The sequence below is a fragment of the Pseudomonas sp. BCA17 genome (assembly GCF_004519405.1).
GTDB lineage: Bacteria > Pseudomonadota > Gammaproteobacteria > Pseudomonadales > Pseudomonadaceae > Aquipseudomonas.
The window spans coordinates 777,161-790,441 of record NZ_SGWI01000001.1 but is presented as its reverse complement, the minus strand read 5'-3'; the positions used below and the strand labels follow the sequence as shown (position 1 = coordinate 790,441).

The 13,281-nt window shown below is 61.6% G+C and carries 15 protein-coding genes; 7 read left to right on the top strand and 8 right to left on the bottom strand.

The features are described from left to right. The first annotated feature begins 23 nt into the window (after positions 1-23). From EXW71_RS03510 to EXW71_RS03495, 4 genes are all read left to right on the top strand, one after another. On the top strand, positions 24-1,112 hold the full coding sequence (locus EXW71_RS03510) for a polyamine ABC transporter substrate-binding protein (RefSeq protein ID WP_134657595.1): 1,089 nt from the start codon (positions 24-26) through the stop codon (positions 1,110-1,112). After that, a complete protein-coding gene (locus EXW71_RS03505; RefSeq protein WP_134657594.1) occupies positions 1,109-2,407 on the top strand; it encodes an FAD-binding oxidoreductase in 1,299 nt (432 codons plus the stop codon). Before EXW71_RS03510 ends, EXW71_RS03505 begins: the two co-directional genes overlap by 4 nt. A gap of 120 nt (positions 2,408-2,527) precedes the next feature. After that, positions 2,528-3,325: an SDR family NAD(P)-dependent oxidoreductase gene (locus EXW71_RS03500; RefSeq protein ID WP_134657593.1), complete on the top strand. Its 798-nt coding sequence runs from the start codon at positions 2,528-2,530 to the stop codon at positions 3,323-3,325. A gap of 26 nt (positions 3,326-3,351) precedes the next feature. Next, a complete protein-coding gene (locus tag EXW71_RS03495) occupies positions 3,352-3,768 on the top strand; it encodes an SRPBCC family protein (protein WP_134657592.1) in 417 nt (138 codons plus the stop codon). Here EXW71_RS03495 and EXW71_RS03490 read toward each other — a convergent pair. Together EXW71_RS03490 and EXW71_RS03485 are read right to left on the bottom strand one after the other, a co-directional pair. Beyond that, a complete protein-coding gene (locus EXW71_RS03490; RefSeq protein ID WP_134657591.1) occupies positions 3,752-4,258 on the bottom strand; it encodes an AAA family ATPase in 507 nt (168 codons plus the stop codon). The genes EXW71_RS03495 and EXW71_RS03490 overlap by 17 nt on opposite strands. 43 nt (positions 4,259-4,301) lie before the next feature. After that, on the bottom strand, positions 4,302-5,336 hold the full coding sequence (locus EXW71_RS03485; protein ID WP_134657590.1) for an alginate lyase family protein: 1,035 nt from the start codon (positions 5,334-5,336) through the stop codon (positions 4,302-4,304). 117 nt (positions 5,337-5,453) lie between these two features. Here EXW71_RS03485 and dapF point away from each other — a divergent pair, with 117 nt between their 5' ends. Continuing rightward, positions 5,454-6,257: a diaminopimelate epimerase gene (gene dapF / locus EXW71_RS03480; RefSeq protein ID WP_134657589.1), complete on the top strand. Its 804-nt coding sequence runs from the start codon at positions 5,454-5,456 to the stop codon at positions 6,255-6,257. Here dapF and EXW71_RS03475 read toward each other — a convergent pair. Then, positions 6,245-7,387 carry a PAS domain-containing sensor histidine kinase gene (locus tag EXW71_RS03475; RefSeq protein WP_134657588.1) on the bottom strand — a complete coding sequence of 381 codons (1,143 nt, stop codon included), beginning with the start codon at positions 7,385-7,387 and terminating at the stop codon, positions 6,245-6,247. The two genes, dapF and EXW71_RS03475, sit on opposite strands and share 13 nt — an antisense overlap. Next, positions 7,377-8,192 carry an alpha/beta fold hydrolase gene (locus EXW71_RS03470; protein WP_134657587.1) on the bottom strand — a complete coding sequence of 272 codons (816 nt, stop codon included), beginning with the start codon at positions 8,190-8,192 and terminating at the stop codon, positions 7,377-7,379. The genes EXW71_RS03475 and EXW71_RS03470 overlap by 11 nt, the downstream gene beginning before the upstream one ends. 130 nt (positions 8,193-8,322) lie before the next feature. On the opposite strand from EXW71_RS03470, the gene EXW71_RS03465 reads away from it, so the two are divergent. Both EXW71_RS03465 and EXW71_RS03460 read left to right on the top strand, forming a co-directional pair. After that, the gene (locus tag EXW71_RS03465) at positions 8,323-9,534 is read left to right on the top strand and encodes a YgcG family protein (RefSeq protein ID WP_134657586.1); all 1,212 of its coding nucleotides are present in this window, start codon (positions 8,323-8,325) and stop codon (positions 9,532-9,534) included. A 92-nt stretch (positions 9,535-9,626) separates the two neighbouring features. Next, entirely contained in the window at positions 9,627-10,160 is a 534-nt protein-coding gene (locus EXW71_RS03460; RefSeq protein ID WP_134657585.1) for a GNAT family N-acetyltransferase, read from the top strand. A gap of 175 nt (positions 10,161-10,335) precedes the next feature. Here the strand turns inward: EXW71_RS03460 and EXW71_RS03455 are convergent, their stop codons facing one another. The 4 genes from EXW71_RS03455 to EXW71_RS03440 all read right to left on the bottom strand — a co-directional run bounded on the left by EXW71_RS03455 (position 10,336) and on the right by EXW71_RS03440 (position 13,192). Continuing rightward, positions 10,336-11,496 carry a hypothetical protein gene (locus EXW71_RS03455; RefSeq protein ID WP_134657584.1) on the bottom strand — a complete coding sequence of 387 codons (1,161 nt, stop codon included), beginning with the start codon at positions 11,494-11,496 and terminating at the stop codon, positions 10,336-10,338. Between the two features lie 145 nt (positions 11,497-11,641). Continuing rightward, the gene (locus EXW71_RS03450; RefSeq protein WP_134657583.1) at positions 11,642-12,067 is read right to left on the bottom strand and encodes an N-acetyltransferase; all 426 of its coding nucleotides are present in this window, start codon (positions 12,065-12,067) and stop codon (positions 11,642-11,644) included. 18 nt (positions 12,068-12,085) lie between these two features. After that, positions 12,086-12,349 (bottom strand): hypothetical protein, encoded by a 264-nt coding sequence (locus EXW71_RS03445; RefSeq protein ID WP_134657582.1) that lies wholly within the window; start codon positions 12,347-12,349, stop codon positions 12,086-12,088. 351 nt (positions 12,350-12,700) lie between these two features. After that, positions 12,701-13,192 (bottom strand): GNAT family N-acetyltransferase, encoded by a 492-nt coding sequence (locus EXW71_RS03440; protein WP_123716308.1) that lies wholly within the window; start codon positions 13,190-13,192, stop codon positions 12,701-12,703. Positions 13,193-13,281: the final 89 nt, after the last annotated feature.

Below are 13,281 nucleotides of genomic sequence, written 5' to 3'. Positions count from 1 at the left end.
AAAAACCAAAAAGGGGTGTCGATATGCGTCTTGTGAAAAAGCTTCTCCCGTTGGCCCTGGTGGCCGCTTTCAGCAGCACAAGCCAGGCCGCGCCGACGGTCAGCGTATACAACTGGACCGACTATATCGGCGAGACCACCTTGGCCGATTTCCAGGCCAAGACCGGGATAAAAGTGATCTACGACGTGTTCGACTCCAACGAAACCCTGGAGGGCAAACTGCTGGCCGGGCGCACCGGCTATGACGTGGTGGTGCCGTCCAACCACTTTCTGGCGCGGCAGGTGAAAGCCGGGGCGTTCCTCAAGCTCGACCGCGCGCAGTTGCCCAACTTCAAGAACCTGGATCCCAAGCTGCTCGCGCTGTTGGAGAAAAACGACCCGGGCAATGCGCACTCGGTGCCGTACCTGTGGGGCACCAACGGCATCGGCTATAACGTCGACAAGGTCAAGCAAGTGCTGGGCATCGACCATATCGACTCGTGGGCGGTGCTCTTCGAGCCGGAAAACATCAAGAAGCTCAACCAGTGCGGTGTGGCTTTCCTCGACTCGGCGGATGAGTTGTTCCCGGCGATTCTCAACTACATGGGCAAGGACCCTCGCAGCGAGAACCCCAAGGATTATCAGGAGGCCGAAGCCAAGCTGCTGACGCTGCGGCCGTATATCACCTATTTCCATTCGTCCAAGTACATTTCGGACCTGGCCAACAGTGATATCTGCGTGGCGTTCGGCTATTCCGGCGACGTGTTCCAGGCCGCCAACCGCGCCAAGGAAGCCAGGAACGGAGTGAATATCGCCTATTCGATTCCCAAGGAAGGCTCCAACCTGTGGTTCGACCTGCTGGCCATTCCCGCCGATGCCGGCAACGTGAAAGAAGCTCACGCCTTCATCAACTACCTGCTGGACCCCGAGGTGATCGCCAAGGTCAGCGCCTCGGTCGGGTATGCCAACGCCAACCCAGCGGCCAAACCGTTCATGGCTCCGGAGCTGGTGAACAACCCTGAGGTGTACCCACCCCAGGCAGTGCTCGACAAACTCTATATTTCCACCACGCCAAGCCCGGCGACCATGCGCCTGATGACCCGCGCCTGGAGCAAAGTGAAGACCAATAAATGATGCCGTCCAGTGAACACGCCCGCTCCTATTACCGGGCGACGGCCAATGCCATGCCTGAGCGTCCTGCGTTGGCCGCCGACCTCCACGCCGATGTCTGTGTGATCGGCGGTGGGTTCACCGGCGTCAACACCGCCATCGAACTGGCCCAGCGCGGGCTTTCGGTGATCCTGCTGGAGGCCCGGCGCATCGGTTGGGGCGCCAGCGGGCGTAATGGCGGGCAGTTGATTCGCGGTATCGGCCACGATGTATCGGGGTTCGCCAAGTACATCGGTGAGGAGGGGGTGGGTTACCTGGAACGGGCCGGTATCGATTCGGTGGCGCTGGTGGGTGAGCGCATCCGCGAGCACGGCATCGATTGCGACTTGCGCTGGGGCTTTTGCGAGTTGGCCAATACGGCGGCGCAATTCGCCGCCTTCACGCGTGAGCAGGACAACCTGGCGAAGCTGGGGTACGCCCCTGAAACCTGTCTGGTAGGCCCGCAGGATATGGCGCAGGTGGTGGGCTCCACGGCTTATGCCGGGGGCTTGGTGGACATGGGCTCCGGGCACTTGCATCCGCTCAATCTGGTAATGGGCGAAGCCCGGGTGGCCGAGGCCCTGGGTGTGCGGATTTTCGAGCACAGCCCGGTGCTGGAGCTGATCCACGGCGACACGGTACGCGTGCGTTGCGCGGGCGGCACCGTGCGCGCTTCCCACCTGGTGCTGGCGTGCAATGCACATCTGGACGAACTGGAACCACGCCTGAGCGGCAAGGTACTGCCGGCGGGCAGCTACATTATCGCCACCGAACCGTTGAGCGAGGCAGTGGCCAGGCAACTGATCCCGCAGAATCTGGCCCTGTGCGACCAGAAAATCGGTTTGGATTACTACCGCTTGTCAGCTGACCGTCGCCTGTTGTTCGGGGGCGCGTGTCATTATTCGGGACGCGACCCGGCCGACATCGCCGCCTATATGCAACCGAAGATGCTCAAGGTGTTCCCGCAGTTGGCCAATACCGCCATTGAGTTCCAGTGGGGCGGCAAGATCGGCATCACCGCCAATCGCTTTCCCCAGGTCGGGCGGCTCAAGCAGTACCCCAACGTGTTCTATGCCCAGGGCTATTCCGGGCATGGGCTCAACGTGACGCATTGGTGCGCACGCTTGTTGGCCGAAGGTATTCACGCCGGGCAGAGCAGGGGCCTGGACCTTTTCAGTCGCGTGCCGCACATGACCTTCCCGGGCGGCAAGCTGTTACGTTCGCCCTTGCTGGCGTTGGGCATGCTGTGGTTGCGTTTGCGGGGCCTGGTAAATAATTAGACCTTGTGGGACTCAAGTTTGTCGAAGTATGTCTTGGACGGTCCGATGGGCGCCGTCTAGGATCTTCTCAATGGTCAAAACGACCCTGAGCCTGTTTGAGCAAACGTGAGGATTTCGATGATGAACATTGATGTGAGTGGCAAAGTCGCCATCGTCAGCGGCAGCACCGCCGGGATCGGCCTGGGCATCGGCCGGGCCCTGGCGCAATCCGGCGCCACCGTGGTGGTGATCGGGCGTGACGCAGGCAAGGTCGACGGGGCGCTGGCGAGCATTCGCGAGGATGTGCCGGGAGCGGACCTGCGTGGGGTGGTGGCGGACCTCGGCACCGAGGAAGGCGCAGCGAAACTGTTCGCCGCCGAGCCGCGTGCCGACATCCTGGTCAACAACCTGGGCATCTTCAACGACGTCGACTTCTTCGACGCGCCGGACAGCGAGTGGACGCGCTTCTACGAGGTCAACGTGATCTCCGGTGTACGCCTGGCGCGGCACTATGTGCCGGACATGGTGGCGCAGGGCTGGGGCCGGGTAATCTTCGTGTCTTCGGAGTCCGGCGTGGCGACCCCGGCCGACATGATCAACTATGGCGTGACCAAAAGCGCCAACCTGGCGGTATCCCATGGCTTGGCCAAACGCCTGGCGGGCACCGGTGTGACGGTCAACGCGATCCTGCCGGGACCGACCTTCACCGATGGCCTGGAGAATATGCTCAAGGACGCCACGGCCAAATCCGGGCGCAGTGCCCGGGATGAAGCGGATGTGTTTGTGCGAAACGCCCGGCCGACTTCGATTATCCAGCGCGCAGCCAATGTGGATGAAGTGGCGAACCTGGTGGCGTACATTGCTTCACCACTGTCGTCCGCCACTACCGGTGCGGCGTTGCGGGTCGATGGTGGTGTCGTCGACAGCATGGCGATCTGAATTTTTTCTGGAATGGAGTATTACCCGTGCCAACAGCGTCTTCTGTAATTGAAATCCCGGTATCGGCCGACCAGGTCTGGCAATTGATAGGTGGCTTCGATTCACTGCCCGACTGGCTGCCATTCATCGTCAAGAGCGAAGCGCGCGACGGTGGTCGCGTGCGTCATCTGCAAGCCGCCGATGGCGCTGTGATCGTCGAGCGCTTGCAGACATTTGATAACGTGGCGCGTACCTACAGCTACACCATCGAGCAGTCGCCGTTCCCGGTGTCGGCCTACCTGGCGACCTTGCAGGTTGAAGCCTTGACCGACACGTCGGCGAAGGTGACCTGGTCCGGCGTGTTCACCCCGGTGGCTGGTACCACGGACGCGCAGGCAGAAGAGCTGTTTGCCGGGGTCTACCGCGGTGGGCTCGAGGCGCTACGCGCTAATTTCCCAGACTGAGACGTTCGAGGATCAGCGCGACTGACTGGGCCGGCGTGACGTTCGCAGTGTCGAGGGTCAACGTCGGTTCAGCCCAGGCCGCGTATTCGTGGGCCGCTACCGATTGCCAGGTCGGTGGCGTCAGCCCTGGGATATCGCCTGTCCGGGTTTCCACGCGACGTTGGTGTTCCTGGCGGTCCGAGCAGATCACCTGAATATTGATCAGCTCGACGTTGGCAGCCACCGCCACCTCCCGCCAAGCCTGGCGGCTTTCTTCGACGGGGTTTACGCAGTCGGCGACCACCCCAAGCCCCAGGCGCAAATTGCTCAGTGCGAGCGCATTCGCCACGTGGTAACCGCCGGCACCCACATCGCCGGCCAATACGGCCGCCTCGCGCAGCGCCTGTTCGATCACATCGATACGCAAGTAAACCGCACCTGTCCGGTGTGCCAGTTTCTGCGCAATGCTGGTCTTCCCGGTGCCGGGCAGGCCACTGAATACAATAAGCATGGTCGATCCTTCGCAGGGGTAAGCGCAGCCAGTCTAGCGGCGTCTACTTCAAATAGCAGGCGCCAATCCAGTCCGCCGGGTGCTCTGCCAACTGTTTGGCCACTGGCAGGTAACGGCTGTCCAACTGCGCCGCCAACCAGAACAGTGTGGCGCTGCTCTTGGGCTGCCAGGTGCCGCTGTACCCGGCTTCACCTGCGTTGGCGCGGTCCTTGTCGAATTGCACATGGGTGTGCACGAACTCCTGGTGGCTGCGCTCGCCGTTGGCATAGGGCACCAGCCAGTCCAGCGCAGCCCCCAGGGAACTGCCGTTGGCGCCGATTCTCAACCAGTCACCGCCAATGCCGTAGGGCTTGGCCGCCAGTGCGGCCTGCACCAGGGGTTCGAGGTCATAGACCACATAATGCAGGGCGTCGCGGTCCTGGAAGTCGGTCACCGAACCGTCGGGCAGGACGTTGTCGGCGATCTGCTGTTTAAACAGTTGCAGAGCCTGTTCCAGCATCGGCTGATCATTCAGTGCAGCGGCGGCCACGGTGACCAGCTTGACGCGATGGCTCTGCCAGTTATTGGTCTGGGTGCCTTTCTTCGCGCCGTGGAATTGCTGGATATGCGCGATGTAGCCGTTGCCCAGGCGTTGGATCAGGCGACGGCTGGCGTCGCGGGTTTCCAGGCGCAGGTGGTCGGCGGTGAGCGCGTAGGCGCCGATCAGCATGTCGAGGTTGGTTTCGTCGATCGGGTTGAAATCCGGCTGATAGACGTCGGCCCAGGCGGCCAGGTAATCATCGACTTGCTTGAGGTAGCGCGGGTCGCCACTCATGCGCCAGGCCAATGCAGCCTGGCGCATGATCGGCCAATCCTTTTCGGCGACGATGCTCTGCTCGCGGATGCCTTGGTTCGGCAAGGTGCCTTCGGTGTGCACATGGGGCAACGGGCTGGGGGTGTCGGCCAAGTGCCGTTGCGCGGCAGCCAGCAACGCCTTGGCATTCGGACTGGCGGCGAGCGGCTGGCACAGATTGGCCGCCATGGCCCCTTGGGATAACACGGCCAGGGCCGCGGTTAAGGCGATCAGGTGTTTTTTCATGAAACGCTCGGCTGGGCTGCAACGCGATCACGCTAGCATGGGACCGGATCGGGTTTGATGAAACTCCCCTCGACTCAGTATGCTGGTGCTCACCGCCGCTCGCCGACAGGACCGTTCATGCCCTTGCCGTTTGTGAAGATGCACGCCTATGGCGATGATTTCATCATCGTCGACCGGCGTGGCCAGGACGACCCGATCACCGCCCGGATCGCCCATCGCCTGGGCAACCGCCACACCGGCATCGGCTTCAACCAGCTCGCCGTGGTGCTCGACTGCGACGATGCCGCCGCCCGCATCAAATTCTGGAACGCCGACGGCACGCCGCTGGCGACTTGCGGCAGCGCGACCCGTGGGGTGGCCGACCGCCTGATGCATGAAACCGGTACGCAGTCGATTGTGTTACGCACTGACCGTGGCCTGCTCACATGCACACGTGCGCCGGGGCGGCAGGTGTCGGTGGATATGGGCGAGCCGTCACTGGGCTGGGCCGCCGTGCCGCTTGCCGCAGCGATGGACACCGGCTCATTGGCCATCGACGGCGAGCCGGCCGCGTGCAGCATGGGCAACCCGCACTGCACGTATTTTGTCGACGACATCGCGGCCATCGACGTGGCGGCGGTTGGCCCGGCGCTGGAGGTTCACCCGTGGTTTCCCGCCAGGACCAATGTCCATTTCGTGCAGGTACTGGACCGTCACCACATCCGCCTGCGCATCTGGGAGCGCGGTGGCGGCGTGCCGCTGGGGTCCGGTTCATGCTGCTGCGGGGCGGTGGTCAACGGTATTCGACGCGGCTTGCTGGATGCCGTGGTTGAGGTGCAGTGCGACGGCGGCACCGTCACGGTGCAGTGGGACGGGCAGGGCGGGGTGATATTGACCGGCAGCGTCGAGCCGATCATGCAGGGCAGTGTCTACGTGCTTTGAAACTTCACGGTAAAGGTCGTGCCCTCGGCCGCACTGGAATTCACCGCCACATCCCCACCATGTACCTTGGCCAGCTCGCGCACGATATACAGGCCCAGGCCCACGCTGCGTACGTCGCTGCCTTCATCGGTGCCACGGGTCATGGGTTCGAACAGCCCGGCCAGCAACGTTTCGGGAATCACCGCGCCATAGTTGTGCACCGCCACTTCAGAGCCGCCATCACCCAGGCGCGAGGTGATGGTGATCGGCTGCTGCAGGTCGCCATACGCCACGCTATTGGCCACCAGGTTGCCGATGATCTGCTGCACGCGGTCGGCGTCCAGGCAGGCATCGCCATGGCCCTCGGCTCTGTGTTCGAGTGTGGCCGCGGGGAACGCCACGCGTAATTCATCCACGGCGTGATGAATCACGCCATGCAAATCCAGCGGCGCCGTCTTGATGGTGATGCCCTGGCCGACCCGGGCCTGGGTGAAGTCCAACAGGTCGGCGATCATGCGTTGGGCACGCTCGGAAGACTGGTTGATATGGTCCAGCAGTTGTTGCTCCCTGGGTGTGCGTTCGCCACGGCCGAGAAAGTCGGAGGCCATGCGGATGGCGGTCAGGGGATTTTTCAGGTCGTGGCTGACAATCGCCACCATCTGTTCGGCAAACAATGCACGCCGCTGGGCGATAGCATAGGCCTCGTGCAGCTCAGCCTGGGCTTCCTGCAAGGCAACTTCAGCGGCGATTTTTTCCTGCAGCAGCGCTTCGGCCATGTGGCGTGCATTGAGCAACTCGCGCTCATACTTGTCGCGGTCGGTGGTGCCGAACAGCGCCAGGTCATATACCGCACCGTCAGCCAGTTCGCGCTTGATACCGTTGAGCAGCACAGTCACTTTGTGCCCGTCGCGATGCAGGATGTCGAGCTTCACTTCGTTGACGCTGCCGTGCATGCGCAGCATGGGCGCCAGGTGCGTCTGGTGGAAAATCCGCCCGCCCATGGTCAGCAAATCCTGGAAGCGTCGGCCACACAACTCGGCGTTGCTCATCCCGAGCCAGTCGCCGAAGCGCGCGTTGGCGTGCAGGATCGTTCCGTCTTCAGCGGTGACAGCCAAGGCGCAAGCGGCGTTGTCGAACAGGTCAGACAGCATCAGCAGTCGCCCAAGGCGCCAGGAATGCTTCCATTGCTGCTGCACAGGCCTGCGGTGCACTCATGTGCGGGCAGTGGCCGACGTTGTCCACCAGGTGATAGGTGCTGGTGGGCAGCACGCTGTGCAGGTACTCGCCTACGGCGACGGGTGCGATCAGGTCATCGCTCGATTGCAGGATCAGCACCGGCACGTTCAGGCCGAGCACGTCCTGGCGATTGTCCGACAGGAAGGTGACACGGGCGAACTGCTTGGCGATGTCCGGTTCGGTGCGGCAGAAACTTTCGGTCAGTTCCGTGCTGAGGGCCGGTTTGTCGGGCGCCCCCATGATCACCGGTGCCATGGCGCTGGACCAGCCGAGGTAGTTGCTGTCGAGGGTGTCGAGCAGGTCATCGATATCGCTGCGCTTGAAGCCGCCCACGTAGCCATCGGTGTTGATATAGCATGGCGAGGGGCCGATCATCACATGAGCGGCAATGCGTCCGGGCGCCAGGCGGTCGGCGAGGGTGCCAATCATTGCGCTGACCGAGTGGCCCACCAGAATCACCGAGCCCTGGGCGTAAGCCTCGATAATTTCGTTGAGGTCGCGGGCGTAGCCGTCCAGCGCGCTGTATTTATTTTTGTCGAAGGCATCCAGGTCCGACAGACCGGCGCCTACGAGGTCGTACAGCACCACGCTGAACTGCTCGAGAAAATACGGGGCCAGGTAATTCCACATTGCCTGGTTACAGCCGAAACCATGGGAGAACACCAGGGTCGCGGAACCGTTGCCCATCACGCTGATGTTGTTGCGGTGGCTTAGGTCCATGGGTGCGGTCTCGATTATGGCTTAGTGCTATATGCGCGAGAGTTTAGTGAGTAGCGTGCCGTGGGTCACGCCTTATAGCGCCGATAAGGTAAAGTCGGCGCCTTCAGGAAGAAACTTCAGGTAACAAAGTATGGTGGTGATTTTGCGGCAATCCGTTGTGAGCCTGATGGCACTGATGCTCGTGGGCCTGCTCAGCCTGGCCCAGGCCGACACATCGCCCATCGGCGTGGCGCTCGACCAGCGCGTGATTGACCTCACCAACACCCTCGACGCAGGCACCACCGCTGGTCTGAAACAACAACTGGCGGCTCTCGAACAGCGCAAAGGCGCACAAGTGGCTGTGTTGATGGTGCCTACCACTGGAGGCTCGAGCATCGAGGATTACGCCAACCAGTTGTTCCGTGCCTGGAAGCTGGGGCGCAAGGACGTCAATGACGGCATCCTGCTGGTGGTGGCCAAGGATGATCGCAAGGTGCGTATCGAGGTGGGTTACGGCCTGGAAGGCACCGTCACCGACTTGCTGGCCCATCGCATCATTGAAGAACACATCACCCCGGCGTTTCGCCAGGGTGACTATGCGGGCGGCGTGCGACAGGCGGTCAATGACCTGAGCGTGCTGGTGGACGGCGGCGATTTGGCCAAAGTGGCAGGGCCTGGTCTGAACCCTCAAGCTGTCGCGGTATTGCTCGCTTTCCTGCTTGGCGGGGTTGGCGGCGTATTGATCGCCGCCGGCAAATTGCGCTGGCGCAGGGCGTTGATCGCGACGTTGGTACTGACGGTGCTGGTGACCGTTTTAACCGGTGGCCGGGAGTGGTGGGCGAACCTGTTCATCGTGCCGCTGACTTTGCTGATCGCCGGCGCCACGTTCGGGGCGTTATGGATGGCGCGCCCGGTGTTTTATTGTGTGATCGGGTTGCTGGCTTACATCATTGGCCTGCTGGTGGTGGACCATTGGTATGCCGATGTCGACTTTATCCATTGGCTGGCATTGCCGCTGGGCGCACTCGCGGTACTGGGAGCATACCTGTTGCTGTGGGTGGTCATGAAAGACGCCTGGAAAACCAGCCGGCTGGGTTTTGCCGTACGGCTGTGCGCTGCGGTGGCGGTGTATGTGGCGGCCGGGTTGATCGCCGACGCGGGCCGTGATGGATGGCTGGTGGCGTTTCCGATTGCGTCGTTTGTGGCCTTGTTCATCTTTACCAAGACCACCGCCGGCTCGGGCTCCGGTTCGAGCGGTTCGAGCAGTTCGAGTTCCAGCAGTTCCAGCTCCAGCTCCAGCTCCAGCAGTTCGTCTGGCGGTGGCGGTTCCAGTGGCGGCGGCGGGGCGTCGGGCAGTTGGTAAAGCCGCTGGCGCGCTACACCCTACTGCGACGAATCGCAGTGGCAACACTCATGATAAAACGTCACTCGTCACCCCCTGAGTAAGGAAACTCGATGTCTGCCGTCACCCTTCGACCCGCCACCGCCGAGGACGCCTTGTGTATCGGTGTGCTGGGTATGCAGGTGTTCCTCGACACCTACGCCACCCAAGGCATTCGAGGCTCGATTGCCAACGAGGCATTGCAGGCATTTGCCCCGGATGCAATCACGGCACTGATGGCCGAGCCCGGCACTGCGCTGGTGGTCGCCGAGGTCAACCAGCACCTGGTCGGCTTCGCTCAGATCAAACTCAACGCGGGCCATCCGATGATCGAGGCGCCGGATGTCGCCGAGCTGCAGCGCCTGTATATCCAGGAACGCTTCACCGGCCTGGGCATCGGCCATCGGTTGCTGCAAGCGGCAGAGCAACTTGCAGCGCAAGGGGGCGCGTCGATGCTGTGGGCGACTGTGTGGGTGGGTAATGAGCGTGCGCTGGGTTTTTATCCTCGGCGTGGGTATGCGGTGCTGGGAGCGCCGACCTATACCTTCCAGGGGGAGACCCATGGCAATCGGTTGTTTGGTAAACGCCTGAGCGCCACAACGGCTTAGATAGAAACATCCGGCTGCTGTCGGCGGGTTCACGCGGGATTACAGCCTATCGCAGTCGGGGTTTAGAGCATCGCAGGGGCGCAAGCCTGGCGTCGGATTTCGTCCTCAAAGGGCCGGCGCAACTGGCTGCCGAAGCTGAACAGGCCGAACGGGCCTTGGAAGGCCACACCCAGGCTCATTTCGAGGTGCCAGGCTCTTGAGTTTCGCGGCCGGCGGCAGGGATGGATTTTTTCGGCATGCGTAGGGCATTGCTGCTTTGGGTGAGCACGCAATAGGCCGACTCTACAGGCCAGTCCTTGCGCCCTTTGTTGATCAGGCCGGCAGGGCACAGCAACAAGACATCGCCAAAGGAAAACAGGGGGAACGCCGAGATCACCGGTTGACCACGCACGGTCTCGACGTCGCCCCAGACCTGTGTGTCGAAATCTTCTTTCGCATAGGTTTTCGTCAGCATGAAGTGTGCCGCAACGGGGTCTCTGACGTTCATTGCGAACGCTGCCGAATACACGATGGCCGCAGGGCTTCCCGGTGAAATACCGATGACCAATCCCCCGGTCACGATCACCGCCAGCACGCTCAGAATCAAGCGTTTGAACAAGTCGGCCTTGCTGACGTAGAACACCACCACGGGCAACAGCGTGACAGTGGCGGCGAACATCGACGTATACATCAGGCGGTTTATCGCATCGGGGGTTTCTTCACCGATATAGGCTTTGAGGATCAGGCTGGCAGGGAATACCGCGGACAGCACTGTGGCGGCCAGCAGCAACGCCACCATCAGCGTGAACCACACCCGCAGCGGCCAGCTGCGCGGCTTGCCTGGGCTGGCCATGGTCGCACAGGTGTCGACAGCCACCCTGAAGACAGGCACCAGCAGCAACGCCAGCAAGGAGACGACAAGCCAACCCACAGTCCAGAACAGCTTCCCCCAGTCACTGAGTTGCGGTCCTTCAAAGATCTGCCATAACAACGCAATGATCCCGACCAGTACCGGCACAAAAAGAACACCCACCAGCTTGTGTTGCTCGGAAGCAAAATCATTGAACAACGACACCGTGAGCCCGAACAGCACAGTGGTCGCCAACAGAATCAACAGGTAGACGCCCAGCATGCCGATCACTGTGGCGAGCCAGGGCACCAGCGCTGACTTGGCTTCCATCGCGGCGGCCATCAGGTCCGGGCGGCCTATAGCCGATGCGTAGGTCGACAGTGTGTAGAACCCCAGTAAAGTACCCAACCCCGCGAATATCACGCTGAGGGGCGCCCAGAAGGTAAGCACGCGCTTGAGGTTTTTTTTCAGGGCCTGTTGAAAGGTCAGGGGAGCTGCATGGGGCACGGGAGGGTTCCTTCCTTGGATCAAAAATAAGCGGTTGGAGCATTACCAAAATGGTCGTGGCGTGTTTGCAGCCTGGCGTCGAACGGAAGCCTTGGTCTATCGACTCAAGAACCCTCATCTGCCAGTTGTAAGATCAAAGAAAACATCAAAGCGCTTTGGACAGAAATACCCGGCTGCTGCCCAAAGGCTCACACGGGATCTCACCAAACCGCAGCCAGCCGTGTTTCTCATAAAACTCCGGCGCCTGGAAACTGAGGGTGTACAGCACCGCATGGGCACAACCCCGGCGTCGGGCCTCGCCTTCAAAGACCTGTAACAGCCGGCTGCCGAGGCCCGAACCGCGTAGCGCTTCGGGCAGGTGGAACAGGTCGAGAAAGGCCATGCCCAGGCTGGTTTTGCCCGTGATGCCGCCGAGGGTTTGCCGAGTGTCGGGGCACTTGAGCAGCACCGTCAGCGGCAGGCGGTCGTTCAAACCGGTAACGTCCTCATTGAACGCGGCCAGCCCGTGGCCGAGGATGCTCTCGGCATCGGGGTTGGGTTGATCGCTGATTTCAATGAGGGGAGTCGTCATGGGCGCTTCTCGGTGGTGTTATGCGCGTTGCCATCCGCCGTTGCCGTCGGACTTGATCTCGAAGTCGATCGCCTCCCGGTAGGGCGTGCCCAGCGGGACGAATTGGCCTCGTCCGGTGGCCTGGGTAGGTTGCCAGCTTTGCGTAGTGGGGTCGAATGTTTCGGCGTCATCCCCGGCCGTGTGGTCAAGCGGGTTATGCCTGGGGGTGTCCTTGTCGAATCCGCCTGTTTCGAAGGCCTGGTACATCGCCGCGTAGGGGTTGCCGCTACTGATGGAAGACATGATCGCACCTCTCTGATGGCTATAAAAAAGGACCCACTCCAGCGTGGTGGGGCAGGTCGCATCGGAGGCTATAGCGCAGGGGGCGACCATTCAATGGCGGCACTTTTGCGTTGATGTAACGGGTTGAGACCGCGTTGGGGCACGCTCACACAGTGGCAAGCGGGGCTGTCAGCTATGTCCGAATTTACCTGTATGGCGCTAAGTCGGGCGCCGGACTTTACCCCTGTCGCCAAGGTTTTTATGCTTTGGCACAACGCGCGACTTGAGCGGCTCGGGACTCGACATACGCCTGGTTACAAAGCTTCGTGTGCCTCGTTGGGCGCTCCCCACTATCAGTTCCACGAGTCACCATTAAAGAGCCATCTTCATTTCATGCCATGCCATTCCGCCGTGATCCGAGGGCGAAGGTTGCACGTACTGATAGCCCATGCGTTGGTACAGCGGCACATGCCGTTCCTTGCACATCAGGTGAATCTCCTGCTTGCCCAGCGCCCGCATGCGTTGCACAAACTCAGTCATCAACAGTGAGGCGTAGCCCTTGCCCTGATGGGCCGGGTCGACCACCACCGACATGATCACCACATTCGGCGCCTGCGCCGAATGGCCTACCAACTCCTTGAACGCCTCATCCGACATCACCACTTCATGAGCGCAGCCAGAGTTGATGAAACCCACCACGGCGCCATCGGCCTCGAGGATCAAAAAGCCTTGCGGGTACTGGGCAATGCGCGTGGCGATCTTCTCCAGCGTGGCGGCTTCGTCACCCTCGTAGGCGGTGGATTCGATTTCAAAGCAACGTGCGGCATCGGCGGGGAGGGGGTTGCGGAAGGTGAGGGCGGGCATGGGCGTTTCCTGGGGTGTTGGGCAAGGGCCACATCATAGAGAAACATCCCGCTTCTGGCATTGCTGTAGTAAGCCGGGCAAGCCCGCTT

Bases quoted from the DNA above. Each gene is read 5' to 3' on its own strand.
- EXW71_RS03510 (WP_134657595.1), top strand. From the start codon at position 24: ATGCGTCTTGTGAAAAAGCTTCTCCCGTTGGCCCTGGTGGCCGCTTTC.
- EXW71_RS03505 (WP_134657594.1), top strand. From the start codon at position 1,109: ATGATGCCGTCCAGTGAACACGCCCGCTCCTATTACCGGGCGACGGCC.
- EXW71_RS03500 (WP_134657593.1), top strand. From the start codon at position 2,528: ATGAACATTGATGTGAGTGGCAAAGTCGCCATCGTCAGCGGCAGCACC.
- EXW71_RS03490 (WP_134657591.1), bottom strand. From the start codon at position 4,258: ATGCTTATTGTATTCAGTGGCCTGCCCGGCACCGGGAAGACCAGCATT.
- EXW71_RS03485 (WP_134657590.1), bottom strand. From the start codon at position 5,336: ATGAAAAAACACCTGATCGCCTTAACCGCGGCCCTGGCCGTGTTATCC.
- dapF (WP_134657589.1), top strand. From the start codon at position 5,454: ATGCCCTTGCCGTTTGTGAAGATGCACGCCTATGGCGATGATTTCATC.
- EXW71_RS03475 (WP_134657588.1), bottom strand. From the start codon at position 7,387: ATGCTGTCTGACCTGTTCGACAACGCCGCTTGCGCCTTGGCTGTCACC.
- EXW71_RS03470 (WP_134657587.1), bottom strand. From the start codon at position 8,192: ATGGACCTAAGCCACCGCAACAACATCAGCGTGATGGGCAACGGTTCC.
- EXW71_RS03465 (WP_134657586.1), top strand. From the start codon at position 8,323: ATGGTGGTGATTTTGCGGCAATCCGTTGTGAGCCTGATGGCACTGATG.
- EXW71_RS03460 (WP_134657585.1), top strand. From the start codon at position 9,627: ATGTCTGCCGTCACCCTTCGACCCGCCACCGCCGAGGACGCCTTGTGT.
- EXW71_RS03450 (WP_134657583.1), bottom strand. From the start codon at position 12,067: ATGACGACTCCCCTCATTGAAATCAGCGATCAACCCAACCCCGATGCC.
- EXW71_RS03445 (WP_134657582.1), bottom strand. From the start codon at position 12,349: ATGTCTTCCATCAGTAGCGGCAACCCCTACGCGGCGATGTACCAGGCC.
- EXW71_RS03440 (WP_123716308.1), bottom strand. From the start codon at position 13,192: ATGCCCGCCCTCACCTTCCGCAACCCCCTCCCCGCCGATGCCGCACGT.